This is a genomic window from Geoglobus ahangari, assembly GCF_001006045.1.
Taxonomy (GTDB): domain Archaea; phylum Halobacteriota; class Archaeoglobi; order Archaeoglobales; family Archaeoglobaceae; genus Geoglobus; species Geoglobus ahangari.
Genome location: NZ_CP011267.1, coordinates 1,310,267 through 1,335,199 on the forward strand (window position 1 = coordinate 1,310,267; position 24,933 = coordinate 1,335,199).

Consider the following 24,933-nt stretch of genomic DNA (forward strand, 5'->3'; position numbering starts at 1 on the left):
ATATATTGCTACTCCCTGAGGTATATCTTACCCGAGTTCTTGGTTATGTTCTCAACGAGCCTGAGAACGAAGTCCACGGCCCCGATCTCCCCAACCCTCTCCAGCTCGAACCATCCCACATCAGCCGCGTCGCTCATCGCCTTCGGCTCGCCGTCTATGTCCGCGTAGAAGTCTATGACGACGTAGTGGTACTCGACCCTCTTCTCCCCATCGTAGAATATCTCGTCCGTCACGCAGGCCACGTCCCCGACCTCTACCTCCACCCCGAGCTCCTCTCTCATCTCCCTCTTCAGCGCCTCTTCGAGGGTCTCGCCAGCCCTCACAAGCCCACCGGGGACAGACCACTTCCCCTTGTTCGGCTCGTTAGCCCTCTTCACGAGCAGAATCTTCCCGTTCCTGATCACGACAGCTCCAACGCCGACGAGGGGCTTCTCCGGGTACCTCCTCATCATATCACCGTCGCGAGCGCTATTGCCCTCGCAAAGCCCTCCGCACTCTGGCTCCTGCTCGTGTCGACGATCCTGAAGGGCAATCCGCAGTAAACTGCCCCGTATTCCCTGCCAGCGCCAAGGTAGCACAGGCTCCTGAATATCAGGTTTCCGGAGATCCCGTCGGGGGCGATAACTATCCCGCTGCTGACCGCATCCTCCAGCCGTATCTCGAAGTTCTCCCCTCCTGAAAGCCTTGCCGTCAGCTCCGCCATCGCAAGGCTCTCGTCCACCTCCCTGCTCCTTCCGACGTCTCCATACCTTCCACCGGCAAGCACCGCCACCCTCGCCTCAAGCCCGAGCCTCTCGGCCACACTCCTCGCGTGCTCTATCAGTTCAAGTTTCTCTTTCACCGTCTTGCCCTCATCCACACCAACCGGAGCGAGGAGAAACAGCCTTTTGTCAGCGGTTTCGAGCACTGCAACTCTTTTTGGACTGTACTCCTTCCTGATGATCTGGAGGAACTTTGAGGCCCTCGCGGTTCCCCGAACCACGGCGTGAACCTCTCCATCTCTCACGAGCCTGTACAGGACCTCCTCGGTCTTCTCTCCCTCGTCAACGACCGCAACATCCGCAAACTCTCCGGCTATCTCTGCAGCTCTCAGCACCCTCTCCTCGCTGGTCTCGTCGAACCTGTAGAGTCCGATCGCAACCTTCCTCCTTTTGAGCCTCACCCTTATCAGCTCGTGGAGGTATATCATGCCAGCCCCACCTTGGAGAGCACACCGTCCATGACATACTCAACGCTTATCGCAGCAAGCAGAATCGCCATGACCCTCGCGATTATGTCGGAACCGCTCTTTCCCAGTATCCTCATGAGCGTAACTGCGTATATGTGGGTGAGCCTGACTATGGCGTAGATCAGCAGAACCGCCACGACGATGAGCAGCTTGCCTATAAGATCGGCGCTTGAGGAAAGGACAACAACCGCGGTTATAGCACCCGGACCGCTGTAGAGCGGCAGAGCGAGGGGGAACACCGCTATCGAGTCAATTTCCGCGCTCATCTTCCCCCTCTCCTCGTAGATCTCCCTCGACTTTCTCCCGAAGAGGATGTCGATGGATATGATGAACATCATCAGCCCGCCGGCTATCTTGAGGGCCTCTATTGAGATCGAGAAGAACTCCATCACCGCCCATCCTGCGAATACGAAAACGAGGAGGATGACGGTCGCAATGACTGTGGCCTTCTTGGATATTCTGTCTATCAGCTCCTTGTTCAGGCTCTCGGTGAGGGCTATGAAGGTCGGTATGTTTCCGGGCGGGTCGATGATTATGAAAAGCGTGGTGAACGCGGTGAAGAAGAAGCTCAGGGGGTCGTTCATAGCATCTCCCTCGCCCTGTTTATGTTCTCGAGAATTCTCACCGCGTGCTCCTGAGAAGGAAAGCTGAACAGACCGCAGTCCGGGCCGATGTACTTCAGCCTGTCCTCAAACAGCTTTATGGCTCTCTCAATCCTGCCCCTTATCCTTTCCGGAGACTCCACCTCGTCAATCGCCCTCATCATCCCCTCACTGTCCCCCCACACGTTCACCCCGTGTTTAGAGTTGTACTCTGCTATGATGCCGTCGATGTCGCTCCTGCCAACCCCAACCCTCAGGTACTTGTCGTAGCTCTCCAGATCCTCCCTGTCAACGAAGTCCATCGCCTTCTCGTCCCTCGCGCTCTCTATCCCGATCACGTTTATCTGCTCCACATCGAGCACCTCAGTGTAGAAGAGCGGGGAGTGGAGGTGAATCTGCACGTCTCCGGGAAAATCAATCTTCTCGTAGGCGAGCTGGATCTGCTCCTTTGTTGGCTGAAGCTCCGGGTTCGTTCCGAGGCTCGGCTCGTCGAGGCTCACGCACTTCACAACATCGCTGTCCAGATTCTCGATGAAGCGGGAAATGGAGATGCCGATCTTCTCGAGGGCATCGTCGTAAATGACGGGCCCGAACTCTTTGTAATATAGCTCGAAAGGCCCGGTTATGCAGACCCTCATGGCTTTAACGTCCATCTCGAGGATGGCCTCAACCTCCCTTATTCTTGCATACTCTCTTCTGATCACGTAAACGTCCTCCTGATACTTGGGGTTCTTGATGAGGTCGAGGAACATCTCGTTCATGTCCCTGAATTGGGGGTAGGTTGGCACATCCACGCCTGCGTTTACCTTCATCAGGAAGGCCCTTTTCACCATCTCCGCATACTCCTTCGTGTTGAGGTTGGCATTTACCCACTCCCTCGTTATTCCCTCCGGGAGGGGAAAGCTGCCTATGTCGTCAAAAATCATTTTTCCACCTCCTTCCTGCTCTTTATGTCCATGATGAGGGCCCACGCAACCTTCGCGTTGAGCGTCTCCTCGTTCAGCTCGATCGTATCTTCCGAGTTCCACACGAGCTCGAAAAACTCCTTCGCACGCTTCGCAAGATCCGGGTTGTCGGCATACACTCCAACCTCGTAGTTCTCGTAAAGCCCGGTCTGGGAGAGGTTCGCCGTGGTTATCAGAACCTCCCTCTCATCTATTATCAGCATCTTGGCGTGGATGTTGTCGTTCAGCCTCACGCTGCCGGGCGGGAACATCTCCAGAAACCTCTTGAGGGTGAAGTACTGCTTCTTGTCCTCCTGAACCTCCTCGACGCTCCTGTAAACGTCTCTCCTGTAGCTGGGCCACGTGATTATTCTGAACTTTATCCCCCTGCTCATGAGGGGCTGGAGTTCTGCGGTGAGCCAGTCCGTGTAGTATATGTGGGGGGAGGTTATGAGTATCTCCTTCTCCGCCCTCTGAATCATCTCTTTCATTTTTGCGAGCAGGTCACCGCTCCACGGGGGATTCTTCACGACCTCGTGCTTTTTCAGCCTCTTCTCGAGCCTGAGGGTGTACACGAACAGGGCCGAAAACGCCACAATCGTGAGCCCGGCCCCGATGATGTTGAACAGGTAGAAGTTGGGAACCTCGGTGAAGGAGACGTACACGTGAATCTGGTTGGGGGGGTTTACGTAGTCCCACTCAAGGCCGTCTATCCTGTTGAGGGACTTGTAAACGAACTTCGTGTTGGAGGATGTGCTCAGTATGTTGTAGTTCTTGAATATGCTGTCCGGAAAGCTCAGCTTTATCGTGAACCTCTCCACGCTCAGACCGAAGTCGCGGAAGTATGACGGGAACTCGTAGGCCTTGAAGGAGTAAACACCATCACCGAGAACCTCCACCGGATTCGTGAGCTCTCGCTTGATGGTAAGCTGGTACTCCTCGAAGGGGGTCAGGGTTTTCGTGACCTGGATCATCGTGTACTCCCTTCCGTCATCTCCCACAATGTCCGAGACCTTCACGTATCCCGAGGGGAGATCCTTTACGTAGACTATCTTCGCGTTCTCGGACTTGGGGATCGTAATGAAGAAGTCGAGGACCTCTATCTCCTGCTCGTTGGTGTTCTTGAACCTGAGGTAGAACGTGTCCTCCATGGAAGTCAGCGACTTCATTCGGTACTCTACCTCTGCGTTTACGGTTATGTTCTGTCCGCTCGCGGTTCCCAGCAGTGCGAGCAGCAGCACCAGAGCCAGAAACAACTTTAGCCGCACATACCTGATTTCGGGGCGTGATTTTTAAATGTTTATATGCCGTGGCAGCAGTAGCTGCAGGTGTACGTCGAGGGAGGATCCAGTCCTCTCTCCTCGTGACAGCTGAGGCACTCCTCAACGGAGTAGCTGGTCTCGTTCAGCCTGACATCTGGAAGGTCTGAGAAGTTGCCCACGAACCTGACCATGTCCATTATCTGGTACTTTCCAACAAACACGGTGTAGTTCTTCCCGACCTCGACCACCGCTGTGGGCGTGCCGAAGAACCCGGTCTTCTCCTTAACCGCAAAAGCGAGCGCCTTGCTCTCGTTCGTGCAGTTGGAGAAGAACTGGACGTTGCACACGTCAAAGTCGAGAGAGGAATTCTTCATCAGGAACTCTATCAGCGGCTCAACGGCCTGACAGTTCGGGCACTTGGGGTGGTAGTAGTAGTATATTCTGAGCTCGCTCACCTCACTCTCCGAAGGAGCGGGGGTTTTCTCGGCTGGTTTCGGAGTTGGCGTCGGGGTAACCTGAGCCTGGCTCTCAGGCTTCTCATTCGTGGAGCACCCGCTCAGAGCGAGCAGCACAATCACGACCACAATCGCCAGCAGCTTTCTCACAAACTGTGTTTCGCTTTTGTGGTTAAAAAGCTTACCTGATTTATCCAAAAAACTTTTTTCTTCCATAAGCAGAGTGGGGTGTGGATGAGGAAAATCGAGAGAGACCTGCTGGGCTACATTGTTGCGATAACCCTCGTCGCGGTTCTGCTCGTCATGGAACGAATCCTGATAGCTGCTGCATTGCCACTGGTTCTCTTCTTCTTCCCCTCCAAGATGTCCCTGCGCGTAGGCTCGGTTCATTTCGAGGGGCCCACCTACGTTGGAGACCCGGTGACGTTCGTGGCCGAGTTCACAGCATTCGGCCTCGGGTACTTGAGGGTCTCGTGTCAGGTTGATGACGTTGTGGAGGTTCTTGAGGGGGGTTCAAAGGCAGGAGGGTTCGTTCCCGGCTACAGGAGGTTCAGGATCTCCTACAGGGGCAGGGCGAGGAGGAGGGGCAAGGTCGATTTCGGCAGGATAGGGTTCGTGTCTGAAGACATCTTCCTTCTGAAGTCCTCTGAGGGCTTCGTGTCTCTCAACCTCGTGCGTGAGGTTAAGGTGAGGGTGAGGAAGGTCAGAAAGGTCAGGGCCAGAAAGGTGAAGGCGAGGGAGTCATTGCCTGACGTTGACGTGTCCAAGATAGGAGTGCCCGGCACCGACTTCAGGGAGATACGGGCCTACAGGCCGGGAGACCCGATAAAGTTCATCAACTGGAAGGCCACGGCGAGGAAGGGAGAGACGCTGGTCAACGAGTTCGAGGTGGAGGGCAAGAGGGCGGTCTGGATCGTGGTCAACACCTCAGAGCACGAGTTTGCAGAGGATGAGTACTTGGAGTCCGCCCTGTCCTCTGCAGCATCCCTCAGCCTGTACTTCAGCAGGAGGGGTCACAAGGTTGCCCTAACGCTCACCGGTAGCGGAAAGAGCCTTTACCCGGACATAGGGAAGCGTCAGTTCCACAGGATCGTGAGGGAGCTCACCAACGCCGGGTTTGGTGGGAGAAGCGCTGTCGATGCAATTCTCGAGAGCAAGAGGCTGATGATGTACCACATGCCCTTCGTCTTCTACATAACCTCCATTCACGATGACGGGCTTGCGGTCAGGGAGCTGAGAAGGGCTGGGCTGAACGTGAAGGTCCTCGTGGTTGAGGGGAGGGAGTACGGGAGCAGGCTTGCGAGAACGATGAAGAGGGTGCTGGAGAGGGGCATGGTCAGGAAGGGGGCGGAGGTTGTTAGGGATGTGGTCGCGGTGAGAGCATGAAGTACAGGTTCGCTGGTTTGGCGGCGAGCATTCTTGCAACTTACGTGGCGGTAACGACATTTGCAGCGACAAGGGTGTACTCAATCGCCTCCATGATCCTCTCTCCGGACTTCGCATACCTCCTCTTCGCTGCTCCTGTTGTGTCGTTTCTTGCAGGCAGAAGGGTGTTCGGAACCGGATACCTAACTTTCCTGCTCCTTCTCTCCCTGACCCCAATGCTATCGGACTCGGAGGTGTTTGAGGGGATAGTCGACTCCCTCTACTATCTCGGGTTTGAGAGCTTCTCGAGAAGCCTCGCGGATCTGTTTCCGTTCAGGGATTCCCTGCAGTCCGTCCTCCTCGTCTCAATGCTCTACATAGCCTCTTCATACTTTGAAAGGCTCGACGAGTACGAGAGGGAGATCCGCGCTGAGGGGTTCAGCTACTCGCCCATTCCAACGGCAGTGGCGCTGATGGCGGTTCTGTTCGCGGTCTACACGCTCGTCCAGAGCTTCCAGCCACCCCCAACCCCATCGAATCTGGTCTATGGCCTTGCAGCAGCGTTCCTGCTTGTTATTTCATTGGCCATGGCGTGGTGGTGGAGATGAAGAAGGAGATCTCTGCAGTGCTGCTGCTCGTGTCTATCCTCATGCTCATCTCCTTCCTCTCAAGCCTCGACTTCAGCAACACCGGTTTCGAGGGGCTCATTGGGGAGAGCGTGTTCCAGAAGAGGGATGTGGACATCAAGAGCGTTAAGCTCTCTCAGGAGGAGGCGAGCCTGTCCGAGAACTCAAACCCTCCCTGCGTCCCCCTCTTCGTGGTCTCAGGGCTCGACGAGGGCCATTACAGGCTCAGAACCGGAGTGTCGTCCCAGTACTCGAACGGAAAGTGGGTGATGGACGAGCTCAGCTACAAAGATGCCATGAGGTTTTCCGCCGGAAAGATCTTCTCGGTCACGCCCATCACCGGGTTCGAGGGCAACCTGCCGGTTGTCAAGGACACCATCGCGGTCTCAGCCCCGGCGGGGTACAACTCCTCCGCCTGCCTCTTCAGGGTTGACCTGTGGAACGACAGCTACTATGGCGTGTACGTTCCGAGCAGGGTTGAGTCTCACTTTTCAGGAGACGCAAAACTCGCGAGGATTGACATCGAGGGGTGGAAGATGGAGAGGATCAGGGAGCTGGCTTATAAAATAACGGAAAACGCCACCAGTGACTACGAGAGGCTGAAAATGATCGAGAGCTACCTGCAGAACCACTACGAGTACTCTCCCAGATACAACAGGTCTGCGGACATGATCTACGACTTCCTGTTCGTTGAGAGGAAGGGCATCTGCATGCACTTCGCCTCGGCCTTCATCGCCCTCGCCACGAGCCTCGACATCCCCGTGAGGGCGGTGTTCGGCTACATGGCCTCTCCGACCTCCTCCTCGCAGGTGGTTTACTCCTGTCAGGCCCACATGTGGGTGGAGGCCAAGCTTGGAGACGTCTGGGTGGAGTTCGACCCGACCCCTCCGGCCAGATACAAGATCCCCACGACCACGGAGATCACCTACTGGGACAGGGAGGTGGTTGAGGGCGGAAACGTGACCGTGAGGGGTGTTGTGAGGCTCGATAGCGGAGAGCCGGTGGAGAGCGGGTACGTGGAGGTCTACCTGAAGATGTCCAAGGAGTCTCCTGAGGGAGAGCTGCTCGGCATAGCGAGGCTATCAAACGGGACGTTCGAGCTGTCGGCCAAGGTGAATGAAAGCGGAACCTACAGCCTTGTGGCCCACTACACCGGAAGCCTGCTCTACCAGGACTCGTGGAGCGATCCGGAGGTCAGGGTTCTTGCCCCAACGGAGATCGTCGTCAACCTCCCCTCGTACGTCCCCCTCTCCTTCAGGCTCGAGGGGAAGCTCGTCTCAGACGGTGAGGGGGTTGGGAACAAGACCGTCATCGTGGAAGTCGATGGCCGGAGAGAGGTGGTGAAAACGGACGAAGCTGGCAGCTTTGCCGTAAACCTCACGCTGTCAGAGGGGGAGCACAGGATAAGGATCGTGTCTCCCAAGGAGGGGCTCTACGCTGAGGCGGTTCTCGAGAAAAACGTTACCGCGGGGAGCTTCTCGTTCGCACTCGAGAACAAAACTCTGGTGGCCATGAAGGAAAACGCCGTCAATCTGACAGTCCTGTTCAACTCTCATCCATTCAGCGGAGTGGTGAGGGTGAACGGAATTCCGGTGAGCGTTGAGGATGGGAGGGCGACTCTTACGCTCGTCCCAGAAAAACCGGGGATTGTGGAGATAGCGGTTGGGGTTGGTGGCTTTGAAGATGTGCTTGAAGCTCGCGCTAAGCTTCCAGTGGAGATCAAGGCTGAGGAGAAGGACGGAAGGCTTGAGATCATGGTGGTTGATGCTGCGGGGAATCCTGTTGATGGGGCCATCTACGTGAACGGCCAGCAAGTCACTCTCATCGAGGGCGTTGCGAGGGTTGAGATGGAGGGGAGCGAGTTCAGAATAAGCTACCCCGGGGACGAACTGCACTTCCCGGCCGAGGTTACCTACGAGGTGCACAGGCCGTGGTATTTGCTCTCAATCCCAATTCTGGCAGCTGCCGGTGTGTGGTACTACAGGAACATGCCGAGGCTGAGAGTGGAGCTGGAGAAGGAGCATCCGGAGATGCCTAACATCTGGAAGGCTGGAGAGGAAATAAGGGTGAGGGTTGAGAGCAACCTTCCGTTCGCCGTGGCTGTTGACGGGGAGGTCTCTGGCACCTCGGTCAGGTTCGAGAGCCCGGGAAAGCATGCAATCAGGGTAAACGCTATAAAAGATGGGAGGGTCAGGAAGGTGCGTGAGATTGAAATTAGAATTGTCGAGGACTACGGTGAGGCGGTTGAGGAAGTGTTCAGGATGTTTGAGAGAGAGGTGATGAGGCGCAGGGGGATTGACTGCAGAACCATGACCGCGAGGGAGGTCATGGAGGCTCTGGGCGTGAAGGATGAAAGGCTGCTGAGGCTTTTCGAGCTCTACGAGTATGCCGGCACGAGGGGTTACACGAGGAAAGAGTTCGTCGAGGCCTTCGAGATCTACATGTCGCTCAGGAGGGTGATTGGATGAGACTGTTCGCCGCCCTTCTGCCTGCCGCATTCCTCGGTTTCTACTACTACACAACTCAGGATTACATCCCTCTCGCGGCATTTCTGTCCATGTATGCGGGCTACGAGGCAGTCTCGAGGGTTGAGAGGCTGAGCGTGCTGAAGCCCCTGCTCTCCTTCGGAATGTCTGTCGTCTTTCTCAGAACCGCACTCTCGTACCTGGACTCTCAGAGTGATGCGTTCGTCTACCTGCTCTCCGCCGGAATAGCCCTTGCCTTCAGCACATCGGGGCTCAGGTACAGGCACTACCTCGCAGTTGCCGGGACGGCCGTGATAGCAGCCTCGATGCTCTTCATGCCAGCTAACCTCCCCTTCTCCCAGTACAGGCTCCCGATTTTCGCAGCTCTGGCTGTCCTGGCGGTAACGTCCCTCCTTCCAATCCTCTCCGAGAGATTCGAGTTCCTGATCTCCGAGAGAGTTCCGCTGATACTCATTGTCCTCGTGGCCGGGATTTACTACCTCACCCTCCGCCCCACTCTGATGCCCGGCCTCCAGAGCCTCGGTGACTGGGTTATTGTTGCAGCCACCCTCATCTATCTGGTCGGGAAGCTCAGGTTCGAGGTGGAGGAGGTTCCGATCGAGAGGAGCGAGAGGCTCGACTTCGAGTCGATGGCAGAGAGGGCGGAAAAGGAGTACGTGGAGAACGGGAACCCCGTTCCCTTGATAGCCTTCGTGACCTACAACCTCGCAAAGGCGGGAGTTGATGTTAGGAGCATTGAGAGCGTGCTTGAAAATCTGGTGGAGAGGGAGACCATTCCAAAGTACGCGTTCGGGTTTGAAAGGGAGATGATATCCAGAAGGAGGAGGAAGAGGAGGGCCGAGAAGTTTCACGGCCTCAGAAGAAAGCTCGAGATGATTGGTGGTGGTTATGGAGACTGATGTTTTCGTGGAAAGGGCGAGGAGGATTGTTGACGTCGTGTCTGAGTTTTACGTGGGTAGCAGGGAGCTGGTTGAGAAGGTGCTTGCGGCATGTCTGTCAAGCGGAAACGTGCTTTTTGAGGACTTCCCCGGCCTTGGAAAAACCCTGCTCGCCAAGGTCTTTGCGAGGGCGATTGGGGCTGACTTCACGAGGGTTCAGTTCACCCCCGACCTCCTGCCCTCGGACATAACGGGCACCAAGGTCTTCAGGGAGGGCAGGTTTGTGCTGCAGAAGGGCCCCATATTCACCCACGTCCTGCTTGCGGACGAGATAAACAGAAGTCCGCCCAAGACGCAGTCTGCACTGCTCGAGGCGATGGAGGAGAGACAGGTGACCATAGAGGGCGAGACACTGAAGCTTCCAGAGCCGTTCTTCGTCCTCGCCACCCAGAACCCTGTTGAGCAGGAGGGGACATACCCTCTGCCCGAGGCTCAGATAGACAGGTTCCTGATAAGGCTGAGCCCCGGATATCCAGAAAGTGTGGACGAGGAGGTGGAGATCCTCAGGAGGAGGATCTCGTGGAGGAAGGACGACCCCACTTCAGACGTTGTCCCGGCGGTGAGCCTCGACCAGTTCGTCGAGATGCAGCGCATGGTCGAGGAGGTCTACGTGGACGGAAAGATTCTGGACTACATCGCGAGGCTCGTGAGAGCGACGAGAAGCCACGAAATCGTTGAGCTCGGATCGAGCCCGAGAGGCGGGCTTGCACTGCTGAAGATGAGCAGGGCGATGGCCCTCATGGACGGGAGGAGCTACGTCATCCCGGACGACGTCAAGAGGGTTGCCGTGGACTGCTTAGCCCACAGGATAATGCTTAAATTGGAGTACGAGATTGAGGGTGTCAGACCGGAGAGGGTCGTGGAGGATGTGCTGAAGAGCGTGGAGGTTCCGAAAGGTGAGTGGAATGAGGTTCGCGATACTCGTGGTGGGTAACGAGATCCTGAGCGGGGAGGTGAGCGAGAGCAACGCCAACTACATGGCGAAGAAGCTCACAATGCTCGGCCACAAGGTCGAGAGGATAGTCGTCGTTCCCGACAGGGTGGAGGACATAGCCGAGGAGCTCAGGAGGCTTCTGAGGTACGACTTCGTTTTCGTAAGTGGCGGGCTCGGTGCTACGCATGATGATGTAACCGCGGAGGGCATAGCAGAGGCCCTCGGAAAAAAGCTCGTCCACAACGACACGGTTGAGAGGTACGTGAGGAAGTGGACTGACAAAAGGGAGGTCATAAACAAGATCTCCAAGATCCCGGCTGGTGCAGAGGTTGTGGAGAACAGCGTCGGCGTCGCGCCGGCATTTGTTGTGGACAAGGTCGCCGCCCTACCGGGTGTGCCCAACGAGATGAAGGACACTTTCGAGAAGATAGTCAGGAGGTTCTCAAAGGAGGACTACCACGTGGACTATCTCAGAATAGAGGGCTACGAGGAGAACATAGTGAACCAGCTCCACAGGGTGGTTGAGAAGTTCCCGGACGTGGAGATAGGCTCCTACCCGAAGCCCGGCTACGTCCTCGTCAAGTTCTCCGGAAGGGACATGAAGAGGGTAGAGGAGGCAAAGAGGTATCTGGAGAGTCTCCTGTCATGAGGCCGTTCGTGTTCATCAACGCCGCGATGAGCCTTGACGGAAAGATAAGCAACGACAGAAGGGAGCAGGTCAGGATCTCATCGCCCGAGGACTTCAGGGTTGTTGACAGGCTCAGGGCTGAGAGCGACGCGGTGATGGTAGGCATCGGGACTGTGCTGTCTGACGATCCAAAGCTCACCGTTAAGAGCGAGGAGCTCAGGAGGGAGAGGGTTGAGAGAGGGCTCCCTGAGAACCCGATTAGGGTCGTTGTTGACAGCAGGGCGAGAACCCCTCTGAACTCTCAGGTTTTAAATCAGGCAGCGAGGACGATCGTGGCAGTTGCGGAGGTGGCTGACGAGGAGAAAGTCGAGCTGCTGAGGAGGAGGGCTGAGGTCTTTGTTGCAGGGAAGGAGAGGGTTGATCTCAGAGCTTTGCTCGAACACCTGTACTCCATTGGAGTTAGAAGGCTGATGGTTGAGGGTGGCAGTGAGATCAACTACTCCCTGATCAGGGAGGGGCTGGTTGACGAGATAAGGGTCTTCTACTCCGGGATGGTGATCGCTGGAAGGAGAGCACCTACCCTTGTCTCGGGAGAGTCCTTCGACACCCCTGTCGAGGCGAGGCTGAAGTCCGTCGAGCCTCTGGGAAACGGCGTGGCTGTCGTGTGGGAGATGAGGACGGCAAATCTTCGAAAGGTTTAATAATGCCAGCGTGCCATCTTCTGGCATGGTGTACGTTGTTGGGCACAAGAATCCCGATACTGACAGCATCTGTTCTGCAATCGCGTATGCTGAGCTCAAGAAGAAGCTCGGCGTTGATGCGAAGCCGGCGAGGCTTGGAGATGTAAATCCTGAAACGGCGTTCGTCCTCGAGAAGTTCGGGTTCGAGGTTCCGGAGCTGATTGAGGACGGTGAGGGCAAGAAGCTCATCCTCGTGGATCACAGCGACAAGGCCCAGAGCGTGGACAACATAGACAAGGCCGAGATTGTGGAGATCATCGACCACCACAAGATCGGAGACATAACCACCCCCAACCCGATATTCTTCCTTGCAATGCCCGTTGGATGCACCGCAACGGTCGTGAAGCTGCTCTACGACTACTACAACGTCGAGATACCGAAGGAGATAGCCGGACTGCTTCTCTCTGCGATTCTCAGCGATACGGTGATATTCAAGTCAGCAACGACAACAGACAAGGACATTAAAGCAGCTGAGGAGCTTGCGAGGATTGCGGGCATCGCGGACATCAACACGTTTGGTGTGCAGCTCAAGTCAAAGCTCTCCGACGTGGAGAAGCTTACCGCCGAGGAGATAATAAAGAGGGACTTCAAGGACTTCGACATGTCCGGTAACAAGGTCGGCATAGGTCAGATCGAGCTTGTGGACATCAAGATGATAGAGGACAGGATAGACGAGCTTCTCGAGAAAATGAGGGAGATGAAGGAGAGCGGAGGCTATGCGGGACTCTTCCTGATGCTGACAGACATCATCAAGGAGGGAACCCTGCTGCTTGCGGTTGTGGATGACGAGAGCGTTGTGGAGAGGGCATTCGGAAAGCCTCTCGAGAACAACAGGGTCTGGCTCGACAAGGTCATGAGCAGGAAGAAGGAGGTAGTTCCACCGCTTGAGTCCGCGTACTCTTCCTGAACCTCTTCTTTATTTTCGCGAAAGTGTTATTTAGTGCTGGATCAGAGGTTACCGAGAATGATGAGGCGCGTGCTATATCCAACGGACTTCTCAAAGGCTTCGGAGCTCGGCATTTCCGTGCTCGAGGAGCTCAGGCAGATAGGAGTTGAGGAGGTCTTCTTGATTCACGTCATCGACCTCAACAGGCTGATAGGCCCAGTCTCGGGGATCGACATCCCTGCAGTCCTCCACGACTACGAGGACGAGACACGCCAGAATCTGGAAAAATTCGGGGAGAAGGTTGAGGAGCTCGGTTTCAGGGTGAAGGTGCTCGAGCCCAGAGCTGGTGAGCCGTCTGCAGTCATCTCCGAGGTGGCTCAGGAAGTTGGGGCGGACATGGTGACGATCCCGTCACACGGAAAGGGGCTCATCGCCGGAATGCTGCTCGGAAGCGTTTCGGAGGGCGTTGTGAAGAGGAGCAGGGTTCCGGTACTGGTGATCAAGTTCGTTGTCGGGAAGGAAGGTGAGATTGTCAGGAGCTTCGACAGGCTCTTCAGCAGGATACTGCTCGCCTACGACTTCTCCGAGAGCAGCGAGGAGCTCGTGAAGTACGTGAAGGAGTTTGCCGTGAGGGGTAAGGCAGATGAGGTTCTGCTGGTTCACGTGATAGAGAAGGGCAACGAGCTTCCGGAGAGCAGGCTGAAGAGGCTCGAGGAGATTGAGAGGGAGTTCGAGAGCAGTGGAGTGGACGTGGAGATATTCATCGAGGCGGGGACGCCGTACAAGGAGATCGTCAGGGTGGCGGAGGAGAAGCTCGCCAGCCTTGTGGCAGTCTCCGCTACAGGAAGCGGATTGCTAAGGTCACTGATCGGTGGAACGGCAGACGGTGTTGTAAGGAGAAGCAAAGTACCAGTGTTCGTATGCAGGAGAGGATAGTCCTCACGACCTCGAGAGATCCGTCCCAGAGGACGAGGAGCTTCGCGAAGGTCATATCAAGGTACATGAACTGGTACTACCTGCAGAGGGGCAAGCTCAGCCTTGAGGATCTCTTTGGAGAGCACAAGAAGCTGATAATCATCAGAGAGATCAAGGGAAATCCGGCGTTCATGGATCTGTACGAGGGTGGAAGGAGGAGGATGACGATAAGGATGAACGTTGGGGTGATCAGGAAGGAGAAGATGGACGACAGCCCGGTGTACTTTGCCGGAAACCCGCCATTCGACCCCGTCATCCTCGGAGCGCTGCCGAAGATTCCGGCCGGAGAGAGGCTCGCCATGAAGCTGAGGCCGAGGAAGGTGGTGTACGTCAGGAAAGGCGGCCTGATGGACTTCAGGTATGACGGTGTCAGAGTCCTCACAGTCAGGCTTCTGAGCGTGTATGAGGGGGATAATCGAGGTAGAAGGAGAGCCTGAGTGGCTCGAAATCCTGAGAAGGGTGTTTGTTGAAAGACCGGAGGATAGGAGGAGCAGGGCGAAAGTTTATTTAACTCAGGGTAGGTTTGTGGTTGAGATTGAGGCAGACGACCTGACCGCCCTCAGGGCGAGTGTCAACGCCTACCTGAGGCTGATCAGAGCGTGTGTTGAAACCTTAGAGGTGATGGAGTATGGGTGAACTTCCTCCACAGGTTCAGAATCTTGCGGCACAGCTTCAGCAGGTGCAGCAGCAGCTACAGCTGATTCTCACTCAGAAGGCTCAGCTCGAGTCGCTCATAAAGGAGGCCAAGGACGCGCTTGAGGAGCTCGAGAAGTCCGACAGTGACCATGCTTTCAAGGCGGTTGGTAACGTGCTGGTGAAGCTGAAGAAAGACGAGGTGGAGAAGGATCTGAAGGAGAAGATAGAGACCTACGAGGTTAGAAAGAACATGCTCGAGAGGCAGGAGAACAAGCTGAGGGAGAGGCTTGCAGACCTGCAGGCGAAGCTGAAGTCAGCCATCAACGTTCAGGCTGGCTAAAATTTTTTTGAGCACACTCTCATCAATTTCCCTGCTGATCCTGAGGAACTTTCCGTCCCACGCTATGTATCCCCTCTCGAAGGACCACGCGTTTCTGAAGGGGTAGAGCTTCCTTTTTCTTCCACCAACCTCCGCGAGCGTGTCTTCGCTCACCCTGACCTCTCCCGGAAACCTGACGACGAATGACAGGTCGTCCCCAACCGAGACAACGTCCTCGCACTCCTCTCTAAGAAGGCTCTGCAGCTCTGCCGGCGAGCCGTCGAACTCTCTGGCCATCCTGTAGAGCTTCAGCAGATCCATCAAAAGGTTGATATACGCGGCAGCAGAAAACATTTGTGGAGCAGTACTATGCCGTGCTCGTGGCCAAGTTCCTGCTTGGCATCCTGCTCGTCTTCCTGTCCCCAGTCGGTCTGCTGGTTGGCTGGCCCGCTGTGACTGTCCTCCTGATAGCCGCTGGCCTCTACCTTTCGATCAGCGCTTATCGAGAAGGGAGTAGAGCTTAGTTAGGTAGTAGACCTTGCAGGAGTGCTCCACGAAGCTGGCGAGCTTGAACGCCTCGTAGAAGTCCTTTCCAGCTGCATAAATCCCGTGAGCCCTGACAACAGCAAAGCCCTTCTCCTTGATGCTCCTCGCAATCTTTTTGGCCAGCTCCTCGCTGCCGAACCTCCCCTCAACAAACTCTATCTCCTTGAGGAAGATCGTGCCCTCGAGGTCGAGGGGAACGAGCTTCTTCTCCAGCAGCGAGAGGGCGACGTTGTACGAGCCGTGGCAGTGGAGGACTGCCCTGTGATCTGTAATCTCGTAAATTCTCTCGTGCACAATCAGATCTGAGGACGCTCTCCTGTCCCTTTTCCCAATCTCAACCTCCACGAAGTCATCCTGGCTGAGCTCGTCGAGGATGCAGCCCGTCCTCGTTATGACGATCTTTCCCCCCTCGATGTAGCTCAGGTTCCCGCTCGAGCCGTCTATGAGCCCGTGCTCCGCGAGCTTCCTGCCCACCTTTATTGCCTGATCTATCATACTACCCACTCGTCCTTGGTTGAATTTCTAATTTCCCCTCCACGAAAAAGCTTATCAAAGTCTCACCAACATTCAGTGTGGGGTTCCTGATTGCCGTTGAGGGGATAGATGGTGCAGGGAAGACGACGATAGCGTCCTACCTGAAGAGCGTTCTCGAGGACTTCGGGTTCAGGGCGGAGGTTCTTAAGGAGCCGAGCGACAGCGAGTACGGGAGGATGATCAAAGAGGCGAAGGAGCGCTTTCCTCCGGAGAAGGAGCTCGAGCTGTTCATGCTCGACAGGATGGTGGACGTGAGGGAGAACATCCTCCCGCGTGTGAATTCGAGCGTCACGGTTATAATGGACAGGTACTACTACTCCAACGTCGCGTACCAGGGTGCTCTCGGGATAGACCCTAACGAGATCCTCAGGAGGAATGAGGAGATAGCCCCAAAACCCGATCTGACGATCCTGCTTGACGTCTCCCCTGAAGTCGCCCTTGAGAGGGTGAGGAACAGAGGAACAACCACGCCATTTGAGAGGAGGGAATACCTCGAGAGGGTGAGGGAGGTTTTCCTGAGCATAGACTCCGACGAGATTAGGGTGGTTGACGCAGAACAGCCGCTTGAAAAGGTTAAGGAGGAGTGCTACTTTCTGGTTCTCGAGCTCCTCTCCTCGAGGGGATCGTTCTTCGAGGCCGGGTTGAGAAGGTTTTAGGGCTCCTCGTCCTCAAACGCCCTCAGGAGATCTTTGTCGGAGATCATTCCTATGAACCTGTCGTTTGCGTCGAGGACGGGCAGGTAGTCAAGGTCGTTCTTGTCCATCTCCCTCGCCACCTTGGAGACGCTCGACTGCGGGTTGGCGAAGACGGGCTTCTTCATGAACTTCTTCACAGGCTCCCTTGGCAGCTTTACAACGCTCACCTCGAAGTACTTCACCGCGTAATCCCTTATCCCTTCCCACGCCCAGCTGTCGTCTGAGTCGCTGGACGAGGAGTACTGCCTCGACTCTATGAAGTCCTCGATGAGCGTCTCTGTGAGCAGGATTTTCTCGTCTATTATTCCGACAACCCTCGCGTCATCATCGAGGACAGGGCAGGCTTCAGCGTTGGCGACCCTCATTATCTCTCCGGCAACGTTCAGCGGCGTCTCCTGCCACACGCAGACGGTGGAGTTGTTTATGTACTCCCTAATCGGCTTTTCAACGCCTGCATCGGCGAAAACTCTTATCAGGTCTCTCACCGTAATTATCCCAACGAGTTTGTCCCCCTCAACCACGGGAAGCCTTCTGAAGTGGGTTGAGTTGAGGATCCTGATTACCTCCTTAATGTCAGTGTCAGGGGTGACGTAGGTTGGGTTGGGAGTCATCAGAAGCGCGAGCTGATCCTCCTCTATCTTCCTGAGTATGTCCTTCCTCGTGACGATACCTGCGAGCTTCCCGTCCTTCAGTACGGGAACCGCGGATATCCCGTGCTTCTTGAACAGCTCAAGGACATACTCTCTCGAGTTTGGGAGTTCAGCATAAATGACGTCTGGGTTCATAACGTCCTTGGCCTTCATGACATGGCTTTCCATACCAAAATGCAATATATATTTTTCTGATATCTTAAAAAAGCGGGCTGAGAAAAAGGGGAGATTGTTCAGCTCTGCTTCAGCTTTTTCTTTCCGATGAGAGTGAGGTAGGCAAGATACGCGTTCAGCTGTATCCTCTCGTGAGCCCCTTCAGTGAGGCGGAAGTCGATCTCTCCGAGCTTGTCAATCAGAACCACCTTCATTGACTCGTCGAGCTTTGAGGATATGATCTCCCTGTAGAGCTGGGAGACTATGTCCTCGCCGCTCATCCCGTACTCTATCATGAGCCTGTCCAGAAACTCCCTTGCCTCCATGAAGTCTCCCCTGAGCGCAGTCTCTATGAGCTTCTCCACCTCCTCCGGCTTTGCGGTGGCCGTGATCTGGTAGATCAGATCCGCGGTTATCTTCTTTCCGAGTGCTGAGGCGCCCTGAAGGGCGTTGATGGCCTTCCTGAAGTCCCCTCCCGAGACGTATATCAGCGCCTCCAGAGCCTCCTCGTCTATCTCCACGCCCTCTTTCTCGCATATCTCGAGCAGTCTCTTCTTCATCGCCTCCTTGGGGACAGGTCTGAACTTGAAAACGGCACACCTGCTCTGTATCGGCTCGATTATCCTGCTGACATAGTTGCAGCTCAGGATGAACCTGCACGTCTTGGAGTACATCTCCATCGTTCTCCTCAGGGCAGCCTGAGCATCGGCAGTGAGGGCATCAGCCTCGTCGAGGAATATGATCTTGAAGGGGGCGGATATCGGAGCGGTTCTGGCGAACTCCTTTATCTTGTGCCTGACGACATCTATTCCCCTCTCATCGCTGGCGTTCATCTCTATAAAGTTGTCCTGCCACACATCTCCAAAGAGATCTCTCGCGAGGGCTATTGCTGTTGCAGTCTTTCCCGTTCCGGGAGGCCCGGAGAACAGAAGGTGAGGGATGTTCTTTCTCTCAACATAGCCCTTGAGCCTCTGGATTACCTCCTCCTGGCCCACGACCTCGTCGAGGGTTCTGGGCCTGTACTTCTCAACCCAGATCTCGGTGTCCATCGGTATACTCTTCCCGGCGCAACATTAAAAACCTTCCGGGGGCTGAATGGTACGGATGCAGGTAACTGAGAGGGCTCTGGAGAAGCTCAGGCGCATGGGGTTTGGCCAGATAACCCTCACGACCACACTCTACTGCTGCGACGTCCTTGTCGACATCGCTAAGGGCAGGGGAGAGGTGCTGGTCTTCTCTCGAGATGGTGTGGAAATTTACGCTGATGAGGGGATGGCGGATCTCCTCGCAAATGCGACGCTCGACTACGATGGTGGCTTCGTGTTGAGGGTTTAGCACAAATCCGGTAGGGTATTATATAGCGGAGACTGTTTTTCAGTTAAAGGTGATTTGAGATGGGATTGCTCAGGGAAGAGGATAAGAAGTATCTGAGGGAGGAGTTTGAGAAGATCCTGAAGGACAGGGTTAGGCTGCTTCTCTTCTCAAGCGAGGATGAGCACTGCATATACTGCAAGGACACGAGACAACTCCTTGAGGAGGTTGCAGAGCTCTCGGACAAGATTGAGCTTGAGGTCTACGATGTGAAGAGCGATGAGGCGAAGGAGAGGGGAGTTGAGTACGCACCCACGATAATCCTGACCGATGAGAGCGATGAACTCGATTCGAGGGTTAAGTTCACCGGAATTCCCTCAGGCTATGAGTTCACGACGCTCATCAAGGACATAATGTTCGTCTCGACAAGACAGCTCGAGATAAGTGACGCGACGATTCAGACCCTTCAGGATGTGAAGAGCAACCTCAAGATCGAGGTCTACGTCACCCCAAGCTGCCCGTACTGCCCGAGGGCTGTCCTTGTAGCCCACCAGTTCGCAATGGTGAGCGAGAAGATCGTGGCAGAGATGGTTGAGAGCCTTGAGTTCCCGAGCCTTGCCGACAAGTGGGGAGTGATGGGTGTTCCGCACACGGTCATAAAGAACCTTGACAAGGGCAATGTTGTGCAGTTCGTGGGAGCATACCCAGAAACGCACGTGATAAACTTCGTGAAGGATGCAGATGAGGGCAAGGAAGTCGATATGAGGTAGCCGGTTGGCTCTGGCAAAAGTATTTAAATTTGGGCGACAGTCTGGAGAGCAATGGAAGAGTTTGAAGAGATCATAGAGATTGAGTTTGACGACGAGGAATTCGAGGGAGAGGACGATATAAGGCTAACGGAAATTTACAAGCTCGCGGTGAAGCTCCTCGAACACCTCGACAGGCTTAAGAGTCAGGAGCTTAAAGAGGCGACATCTCTGATGATAATACGCGAGCTCCTCTCCGACGACAGGGTGCTGATTGGACTGGCAAGCAAGATGATTCAGGACCTCAGCTTAGGTTACGAGGACGACCCTACGTATTCCTCCTGAAGGAATTTTAGCCTGAGGGAAAAATATTTTAATTTCTTTGTATCAGTTTATATGTGGAGTCCAGAAAGCTTCAGCTGATAGGCGGCTCCAGCTTCATGGTGAGCCTGCCGAAGAGCTGGATTAAGAAGAACAACCTTGATCAGGGAGACGAGATTCTGCTGGACATTGACGACGATGTAATCAAGCTGATGCCGAAGAAGTACACTGAAGAGCACAGGGTCGTTAAGGCCGTTGTCGGAAAACTGCCGAAGTACGACGAGAGCTTTCTCAGGAGGTTCATAATTGCCCTCTACATTCAGGGGCTCGACGAGATAGTCATTCAGGACAAGGTCATTTCTCCGAAGGTTGTTGGGAGGATAAGCAGGATTGTGCACGACGTCATAGGCATGGAGATCATAGACGCTGGAGAGGACAGGATCGTCCTGAGGAGCCTCACCACCACGGAGTTCGACATAGAGGGCGTGCTGAAGAGAATGTCCCAGATAATCTCGGGAATCATAGAGAGCATAGTCGACAGCATAAGGATTGACGACAGGGAGGGATTGAAGGAGATTGCGAAGCTTGAGGAGGACACGGACAGGCTCTACATGCTCGCGGTGAGGCTCGAGAACAGGATAATCAGGGACATGATGTCTCCGTCGAAGTGGAGCGAGATGAGGAACATCCTTGGAATGAGGATCGTCGCAAAGACGCTTGAGGAGATTGCCGACTCGCTGTTCGACTTCTCGGAGAACCTGTACTCTGCAGAAAACTACGATGAGATTGCCAAGGAGTATGTGGAGGTACTGCTGAACGTGGAGGACATGTTCTCCAAGGTCATGCTCGCCTACATGGACTCGGAGATCGAGAAAGCGAATGACGTTATGGAGATGTCCCACGAGCTTGAAGAGGAGCTCCTCGCGAAGATAAGGGAGGGCGCGGAAGACCCGCTGCTGATTTACCCGCTTATAGACATCTGCAGGAAGATAAAGAGCATTGGTGTGATCGCGATAAACAGGGGAGTGAGGGAGCTAATAAACGGCTAACCCTCCTTTTCCACCTCCTTTATGCTCTCGTAGAGCTCCGGGAGGAAGAGGCCCACGTCAGTGACTATTCCTATCGCCTGATGGCTCCCCCTGTCAACGAGCTTTGTGACGGTCGACGGGTTGGCATCGACGCAGATTGTCTTGACGGTCGATGGCAGAAGATTTCCGACGGCTATGCTGTGGAGCATCGAGGCGAGCATTATCACCATGCTGACTCCTTTCAAAGCCTGCTTCATCGCCTTCTTGGCCTCCATGGTGTCGGTGATGACCTCCGGCAGAGGGCCATCGTCCCTTATCGATCCCGCCAGCACGAAGGGCACGTTGTTCCTGACACATTCGTACATTATCCCGTCCTTCACGATTCCCTTCTCCACCGCCTGCCTGATTCCCCCTGCAGCTATCACCTTGCTTATCGTGTGAATGTGGTGCCTGTTGCCCCCGGGAACGGGTCTGCCGGTCTTTATGTCCATCCCCAGCGAGGTTCCGAATATGGAGATCTCGATGTCGTGCACAGCAAGGGCGTTTCCGGACAGGAGGACGTCTACATACCCGTCCCTGATCATTCCGGCGAGTGCATCCCTCGCTGCGGTGTGATCAACTGCCGGGCCGGCAACGACCGCGATCTTCCCTCCATTCCTCTTCAGGTTCACTATCTCCCTCGCAATGGCCTTTATCACATATGGCGTTGGCCTCTCGGTTGAGATGTGCCCGCCCATGAACTCGAACGTAGAGGACTTCCTCGGCCTCTCGGGAGGGATAACCTTCACGCCCTTCTCGCCGATAACTATCTTGTCGCCCTTCTTCACTTCGTTGAGGAATCTGCAGAAAGCGCGCTTCCTCTCAACATCAACCACGATCACCCTGTCCATCCCTATGTCCTCGACCTCCACCCACTCACCATTGATCCTGACGAGGGTGGGGTTGTTGGTCGTCACGTAAAAGCCGTCCGGTAAAACCCTGTCCTCAGGAGCCTCGGCGAGCTCAACGTCCTCAGCATCCGGGATTCTCGCCCCAAGCTTGTGGAGCTCCTTCATTATCTCGTTGAGGTGCTCCTCGTCCCTGCCGAAGACTATCATTCTGGCGTAGCTCTTGTCCTCCTTCCTCTTGCCTATCCTGAACTCGAGTATCTCAAACTCCCCGTCAAGGTCGAGAATGAGGTCGAGAACCCTCGGGAAGATGTTGGAGTCTATGAGGTGACCCTCAAACTCTACCTCCCTCGCAATCATAAACTAAGAGCAGAAGAGCACAATAAAAACCTTCCGAGGGAAAAATGGGTGTTAGAGGTTTCTCTCGACCCACCTCTTAAGCTCAGCCTTGGGCAATGCTCCTACAACCTTGTCCACGGGTCTGCCGTTCTTGAAGAATATGAGCGTGGGGATTCCGGTTATTCCGTACCTCCCTGCGATCATCGGGTTCTCGTCGGTGTTGAGCTTCGCGAACACTACCTTTCCAGCGTACTCCTTGGCGAGCTGCTCGACTATCGGGGCGATCATCCTGCAGGGCATGCACCACTCGGCCCAGAAGTCCACGACGATGTTCTTGTGCTTTGCGAGGACATCGTCGAAGTTGCTCGCATCGACCTTTATCGGGTGATCGATGACCTCCTGCTTTGGCTGCTCTCCCTGACCGCCGAGCTTCTGCATGAGCTCCATCATCCTCTTCTGCCTTATTTTCTCCAGTTCATCCATGGTTCACATTTTCTTCGGAAGTTACTTTAAGGCTTTTCGGAGGAGTGAAGGAGTCATCAATCACTATGACCCCCATGTCCCTCGCACACCTGTAAAAGTCCTCCTCTATCACGTTGAGCCACCCTTTGACGCTCTCGAAGAAGGACTTCTCTATTACCCTGAACTTCCTGTCCCCAACCATGACTCTCCTGCAGTTCCTTGCGATCTCCCTCCTGAGCCTCCACCTCGCGATCTTCCTGTTCTGAACCTCGTAGATGGCTCTCTCAACATCAATCCCATCCAGCACAGCTTTCAGGACGATCTCGGTTATGTGGTTTATCCTGTCCGGAACCCCGACCACGTCGCCCCTCAGCAGTATCTTTCTCCTCTCCACCTCGAATCCGTTCTCAACCAGCCTTCTGTAGATGATCTCCGTCGTCCCGGCCTTGTTACCCACCTTGTCCACTATCCCTCCCACGATGTAGCAGTCGGCAACCTCTCCGCTGAAAACCTCCTCGGCGTTGGGGTCGAGCAGGATCACCCTTTCGGGCTGCTTTTCCCTCAGAAAGTCCTCGACCGAGGGGTACTGGGGTGCGGACACCCTGACCTTCATTCCCGCAATTACGAGTCTCTCGTCCCACATGTACCTCCTCACGACCGAGAGCGTCTTCTGGATCTGGTTCACGAGGCTTTTTAGCTCCTTCTCTGTGTGGATGTCCTTCAGCGAGCAGTCCACGACGATGTACGGGAACTTCTCAAGCTCGCTCCCTATCTCCTCCGCACTAATACCATCATCGAACCTCCACGCCACGTAGCTGCAGCTCTCAACCGCATTTCCGCTCAGGTCGAACCTGTACCTTCCCTCTCCCTCCCTGATCCTGAACTCTCCGCTGGCGAACTTTCTGGCTATGTACTGAATCGGATCCTCATCGAGAACCTTCCGGGAGTTGGTTGAGATGCAGGAGATCCCTCTCGACCTGAGAAAATTGACGAACACGTCCCTCAAACGCACGAATGTTGGCTGGAAAAATGGAATAAAAGCTTATTGGAATCAGCCGAATACCTCTCTGACGTCCTCATCGCTCAGCTTCAGCTCGCTCTTCAGCATCTCGAGCTTCTCGTCGCAGAAGGTGACGAATCTGAAGTACTCCTCGTCGCTGATCTTCCCCTGCCTTAACAGGAGGGTGGCGTAGTGATCCACGACTTCGAGATCGTCCTTGAACAGGAAGTAGCTTGACACGTCACCGATCTCGAGATACCTACGGTACCACCTCTCCACGGTGTCCATCAAAACCCTGATCTCAGAACTCGACGCTTCCACACCCCTTCGCCCCCTCGACTACCGCTTCATATATCGGACACTTCCTGCACTTCTCTCTTTCAGGCTCACCCTCGATGCACTCTATTGTTGAATCGTAAATGCACCTGACCATGAAAAAACTTGCCTCAAAAATTTAAAAAGAGTTTGAGGATTGTTACCTCTTCTCAAACCACTTGCAGCTCTTCACGATCGTGTACTTGCTGACGCACCAGTAGAAGGGCCAGTGGATTATCTTGCAGTAGCCTATGAGGTCTGCTGGCGGGAACTTTGTGTTCGGAATTACGGGCTTCATCCACTTGCAGTCCTTGCAGATGTGGGGGAACTGCTTGACGAACTCCTCCTGCTCAGGCGTCCAGACAGCTGGCTTTGGCCCCGCATCCTCCGGAAAGCTGAACTCCACCTTTTCGGCATGCGAGCTCATTTCCATCACTCCTCCTCCTTCTTGAACTTACCGTAGACTGGCTTTCCTGGGTACTCGTCCTTGCCCCACGTGTCCAGGCTCTTTCTCCTGTCGATCCATGCGAACCTCCTGCTCTCGACCACTCCTGCTTTCAGTGGCTGGTTGGGCTTGGCCCTGATGAACTTGCCCCTCAGGTTCTCGGTCCTCGTCCTCGCCTTACCAGTGTACGTGCTCGGATCCCTCATGAGACCGTAGAACGGCCTCGTCTTCCCGGGCGTGCCAACCTTGATCGTCTCGTATCCGAGGTTCGGGTTGTCGGCGTAGAGCGGCAGGACGTCAGCCTCCTCGTCCACCTCGGTCGGCCCCTCAACGAGCCTGCCGTTCACGAACTTGAACCTCGCCACCCTGTCGCAGCCGGCGCACTTCACCTTGCCCTCAAAGTTCCAGAAGTAATAGGGATCGAGGTAGTTGACCCATCCACACTCATGCTCCCAGTAGTAAACCACCTTCACCACC

Annotated in this window: 35 protein-coding genes; 18 read left to right on the forward strand and 17 right to left on the reverse strand. The window is 55.0% G+C overall.

Annotated elements, in window-relative coordinates:
* Positions 1–8: 8 nt before the first annotated feature.
* Genes GAH_RS07565 through GAH_RS07590 form a run of 6 tightly spaced genes read right to left on the reverse strand, consistent with a single transcriptional unit; the run spans position 9 to position 4,641 of the window.
* A complete protein-coding gene (locus tag GAH_RS07565; protein WP_048095881.1) occupies positions 9–452 on the reverse strand; it encodes an NUDIX hydrolase in 444 nt (147 codons plus the stop codon).
* Positions 449–1,189 (reverse strand): hypothetical protein, encoded by a 741-nt coding sequence (locus GAH_RS07570; RefSeq protein WP_052747814.1) that lies wholly within the window; start codon positions 1,187–1,189, stop codon positions 449–451. Before GAH_RS07570 ends, GAH_RS07565 begins: the two co-directional genes overlap by 4 nt.
* Entirely contained in the window at positions 1,186–1,812 is a 627-nt protein-coding gene (locus GAH_RS07575; RefSeq protein ID WP_048095882.1) for a MarC family protein, read from the reverse strand. The genes GAH_RS07570 and GAH_RS07575 overlap by 4 nt, the downstream gene beginning before the upstream one ends.
* Positions 1,809–2,756, reverse strand: a complete 948-nt coding sequence (locus GAH_RS07580; protein WP_048095884.1) for a methionine synthase — start codon at positions 2,754–2,756, stop codon at positions 1,809–1,811. The genes GAH_RS07575 and GAH_RS07580 overlap by 4 nt, the downstream gene beginning before the upstream one ends.
* On the reverse strand, positions 2,753–4,042 hold the full coding sequence (locus GAH_RS07585; RefSeq protein ID WP_156967426.1) for a phospholipase D family protein: 1,290 nt from the start codon (positions 4,040–4,042) through the stop codon (positions 2,753–2,755). Before GAH_RS07585 ends, GAH_RS07580 begins: the two co-directional genes overlap by 4 nt.
* Positions 4,043–4,074: 32 nt before the next feature.
* The gene (locus tag GAH_RS07590; RefSeq protein ID WP_048095887.1) at positions 4,075–4,641 is read right to left on the reverse strand and encodes a hypothetical protein; all 567 of its coding nucleotides are present in this window, start codon (positions 4,639–4,641) and stop codon (positions 4,075–4,077) included.
* Between the two features lie 84 nt (positions 4,642–4,725).
* On the opposite strand from GAH_RS07590, the gene GAH_RS10440 reads away from it, so the two are divergent.
* The 12 genes from GAH_RS10440 to GAH_RS07650 are packed head-to-tail and all read left to right on the forward strand — an operon-like array spanning position 4,726 to position 15,045.
* Positions 4,726–5,877 (forward strand): DUF58 domain-containing protein, encoded by a 1,152-nt coding sequence (locus GAH_RS10440; RefSeq protein ID WP_052747815.1) that lies wholly within the window; start codon positions 4,726–4,728, stop codon positions 5,875–5,877.
* Positions 5,874–6,464 carry a hypothetical protein gene (locus GAH_RS07600; protein WP_048095888.1) on the forward strand — a complete coding sequence of 197 codons (591 nt, stop codon included), beginning with the start codon at positions 5,874–5,876 and terminating at the stop codon, positions 6,462–6,464. The genes GAH_RS10440 and GAH_RS07600 overlap by 4 nt, the downstream gene beginning before the upstream one ends.
* Positions 6,461–8,950 carry a transglutaminase-like domain-containing protein gene (locus GAH_RS07605; RefSeq protein ID WP_048095889.1) on the forward strand — a complete coding sequence of 830 codons (2,490 nt, stop codon included), beginning with the start codon at positions 6,461–6,463 and terminating at the stop codon, positions 8,948–8,950. Before GAH_RS07600 ends, GAH_RS07605 begins: the two co-directional genes overlap by 4 nt.
* The gene (locus tag GAH_RS07610) at positions 8,947–9,867 is read left to right on the forward strand and encodes a hypothetical protein (RefSeq protein ID WP_048095890.1); all 921 of its coding nucleotides are present in this window, start codon (positions 8,947–8,949) and stop codon (positions 9,865–9,867) included. The genes GAH_RS07605 and GAH_RS07610 overlap by 4 nt, the downstream gene beginning before the upstream one ends.
* Positions 9,857–10,840, forward strand: a complete 984-nt coding sequence (locus GAH_RS07615) for an AAA family ATPase (RefSeq protein ID WP_048096831.1) — start codon at positions 9,857–9,859, stop codon at positions 10,838–10,840. Before GAH_RS07610 ends, GAH_RS07615 begins: the two co-directional genes overlap by 11 nt.
* A complete protein-coding gene (locus tag GAH_RS07620; protein ID WP_048095892.1) occupies positions 10,812–11,489 on the forward strand; it encodes a competence/damage-inducible protein A in 678 nt (225 codons plus the stop codon). The genes GAH_RS07615 and GAH_RS07620 overlap by 29 nt, the downstream gene beginning before the upstream one ends.
* Positions 11,486–12,169, forward strand: a complete 684-nt coding sequence (locus tag GAH_RS07625; protein WP_048095893.1) for a 2,5-diamino-6-(ribosylamino)-4(3H)-pyrimidinone 5'-phosphate reductase — start codon at positions 11,486–11,488, stop codon at positions 12,167–12,169. The genes GAH_RS07620 and GAH_RS07625 overlap by 4 nt, the downstream gene beginning before the upstream one ends.
* Before the next feature lie 25 nt (positions 12,170–12,194).
* Positions 12,195–13,115, forward strand: a complete 921-nt coding sequence (locus GAH_RS07630) for a manganese-dependent inorganic pyrophosphatase (RefSeq protein WP_048095894.1) — start codon at positions 12,195–12,197, stop codon at positions 13,113–13,115.
* A gap of 57 nt (positions 13,116–13,172) precedes the next feature.
* A complete protein-coding gene (locus GAH_RS07635; RefSeq protein ID WP_048095896.1) occupies positions 13,173–14,030 on the forward strand; it encodes a universal stress protein in 858 nt (285 codons plus the stop codon).
* Complete coding sequence (locus GAH_RS07640) at positions 14,015–14,506, forward strand: Brix domain-containing protein (protein WP_245604002.1); 492 nt, start codon at positions 14,015–14,017, stop codon at positions 14,504–14,506. Before GAH_RS07635 ends, GAH_RS07640 begins: the two co-directional genes overlap by 16 nt.
* Entirely contained in the window at positions 14,472–14,705 is a 234-nt protein-coding gene (locus GAH_RS07645) for a KEOPS complex subunit Pcc1 (RefSeq protein WP_048095897.1), read from the forward strand. The genes GAH_RS07640 and GAH_RS07645 overlap by 35 nt, the downstream gene beginning before the upstream one ends.
* Positions 14,698–15,045 (forward strand): prefoldin subunit beta, encoded by a 348-nt coding sequence (locus tag GAH_RS07650; protein WP_048095899.1) that lies wholly within the window; start codon positions 14,698–14,700, stop codon positions 15,043–15,045. Before GAH_RS07645 ends, GAH_RS07650 begins: the two co-directional genes overlap by 8 nt.
* On the opposite strand, the gene GAH_RS07655 is transcribed toward GAH_RS07650, so the two are convergent.
* Positions 15,019–15,345 (reverse strand): hypothetical protein, encoded by a 327-nt coding sequence (locus GAH_RS07655; RefSeq protein ID WP_048095901.1) that lies wholly within the window; start codon positions 15,343–15,345, stop codon positions 15,019–15,021. The two genes, GAH_RS07650 and GAH_RS07655, sit on opposite strands and share 27 nt — an antisense overlap.
* 35 nt (positions 15,346–15,380) lie before the next feature.
* On the opposite strand from GAH_RS07655, the gene GAH_RS10725 reads away from it, so the two are divergent.
* Positions 15,381–15,548: a hypothetical protein gene (locus GAH_RS10725; protein WP_156967428.1), complete on the forward strand. Its 168-nt coding sequence runs from the start codon at positions 15,381–15,383 to the stop codon at positions 15,546–15,548.
* On the opposite strand, the gene GAH_RS07660 is transcribed toward GAH_RS10725, so the two are convergent.
* A complete protein-coding gene (locus tag GAH_RS07660; RefSeq protein WP_048095902.1) occupies positions 15,517–16,065 on the reverse strand; it encodes a class II aldolase/adducin family protein in 549 nt (182 codons plus the stop codon). The two genes, GAH_RS10725 and GAH_RS07660, sit on opposite strands and share 32 nt — an antisense overlap.
* A 77-nt stretch (positions 16,066–16,142) precedes the next feature.
* On the opposite strand from GAH_RS07660, the gene tmk reads away from it, so the two are divergent.
* On the forward strand, positions 16,143–16,760 hold the full coding sequence (tmk, locus tag GAH_RS07665) for a dTMP kinase (protein WP_048095903.1): 618 nt from the start codon (positions 16,143–16,145) through the stop codon (positions 16,758–16,760).
* Here the strand turns inward: tmk and GAH_RS07670 are convergent.
* Positions 16,757–17,617, reverse strand: coding sequence for a CBS domain-containing protein (locus tag GAH_RS07670; RefSeq protein WP_245604003.1), 861 nt, complete (start codon positions 17,615–17,617; stop codon positions 16,757–16,759). The genes tmk and GAH_RS07670 overlap by 4 nt on opposite strands.
* A 65-nt stretch (positions 17,618–17,682) precedes the next feature.
* Positions 17,683–18,651 carry a replication factor C small subunit gene (locus tag GAH_RS07675; RefSeq protein WP_048095905.1) on the reverse strand — a complete coding sequence of 323 codons (969 nt, stop codon included), beginning with the start codon at positions 18,649–18,651 and terminating at the stop codon, positions 17,683–17,685.
* Between the two features lie 46 nt (positions 18,652–18,697).
* Between GAH_RS07675 and GAH_RS07680 the strand changes: the two genes are divergently transcribed.
* Genes GAH_RS07680 through GAH_RS07695 form a run of 4 tightly spaced genes read left to right on the forward strand, consistent with a single transcriptional unit; the run spans position 18,698 to position 21,029 of the window.
* Positions 18,698–18,937, forward strand: coding sequence for a hypothetical protein (locus GAH_RS07680; protein WP_156967429.1), 240 nt, complete (start codon positions 18,698–18,700; stop codon positions 18,935–18,937).
* Between the two features lie 59 nt (positions 18,938–18,996).
* On the forward strand, positions 18,997–19,683 hold the full coding sequence (gene pdo, locus GAH_RS07685; RefSeq protein ID WP_048095907.1) for a protein disulfide oxidoreductase: 687 nt from the start codon (positions 18,997–18,999) through the stop codon (positions 19,681–19,683).
* 51 nt (positions 19,684–19,734) lie between these two features.
* A complete protein-coding gene (locus GAH_RS07690) occupies positions 19,735–20,004 on the forward strand; it encodes a hypothetical protein (protein ID WP_048095908.1) in 270 nt (89 codons plus the stop codon).
* Between the two features lie 53 nt (positions 20,005–20,057).
* A complete protein-coding gene (locus GAH_RS07695) occupies positions 20,058–21,029 on the forward strand; it encodes a PhoU domain-containing protein (RefSeq protein WP_048095909.1) in 972 nt (323 codons plus the stop codon).
* On the opposite strand, the gene GAH_RS07700 is transcribed toward GAH_RS07695, so the two are convergent.
* Genes GAH_RS07700 through GAH_RS07725 form a run of 7 tightly spaced genes read right to left on the reverse strand, consistent with a single transcriptional unit; the run spans position 21,026 to position 24,929 of the window.
* Positions 21,026–22,255 carry an ornithine cyclodeaminase gene (locus tag GAH_RS07700; RefSeq protein WP_048095910.1) on the reverse strand — a complete coding sequence of 410 codons (1,230 nt, stop codon included), beginning with the start codon at positions 22,253–22,255 and terminating at the stop codon, positions 21,026–21,028. The two genes, GAH_RS07695 and GAH_RS07700, sit on opposite strands and share 4 nt — an antisense overlap.
* Before the next feature lie 51 nt (positions 22,256–22,306).
* Positions 22,307–22,717, reverse strand: a complete 411-nt coding sequence (trxA, locus tag GAH_RS07705) for a thioredoxin (RefSeq protein ID WP_048095911.1) — start codon at positions 22,715–22,717, stop codon at positions 22,307–22,309.
* Positions 22,710–23,708 carry a hypothetical protein gene (locus GAH_RS07710; protein WP_048095912.1) on the reverse strand — a complete coding sequence of 333 codons (999 nt, stop codon included), beginning with the start codon at positions 23,706–23,708 and terminating at the stop codon, positions 22,710–22,712. The genes trxA and GAH_RS07710 overlap by 8 nt, the downstream gene beginning before the upstream one ends.
* 39 nt (positions 23,709–23,747) lie before the next feature.
* Positions 23,748–24,017 carry a class II glutamine amidotransferase domain-containing protein gene (locus GAH_RS07715; protein WP_156967430.1) on the reverse strand — a complete coding sequence of 90 codons (270 nt, stop codon included), beginning with the start codon at positions 24,015–24,017 and terminating at the stop codon, positions 23,748–23,750.
* Positions 23,998–24,129 (reverse strand): hypothetical protein, encoded by a 132-nt coding sequence (locus GAH_RS11045; RefSeq protein ID WP_281173922.1) that lies wholly within the window; start codon positions 24,127–24,129, stop codon positions 23,998–24,000. The genes GAH_RS07715 and GAH_RS11045 overlap by 20 nt, the downstream gene beginning before the upstream one ends.
* Positions 24,130–24,171: 42 nt before the next feature.
* A complete protein-coding gene (locus GAH_RS07720) occupies positions 24,172–24,444 on the reverse strand; it encodes a hypothetical protein (protein WP_048095917.1) in 273 nt (90 codons plus the stop codon).
* Positions 24,444–24,929 carry a hypothetical protein gene (locus GAH_RS07725; RefSeq protein WP_156967431.1) on the reverse strand — a complete coding sequence of 162 codons (486 nt, stop codon included), beginning with the start codon at positions 24,927–24,929 and terminating at the stop codon, positions 24,444–24,446. The genes GAH_RS07720 and GAH_RS07725 overlap by 1 nt, the downstream gene beginning before the upstream one ends.
* Between the last annotated feature and the right edge of the window lie 4 nt (positions 24,930–24,933).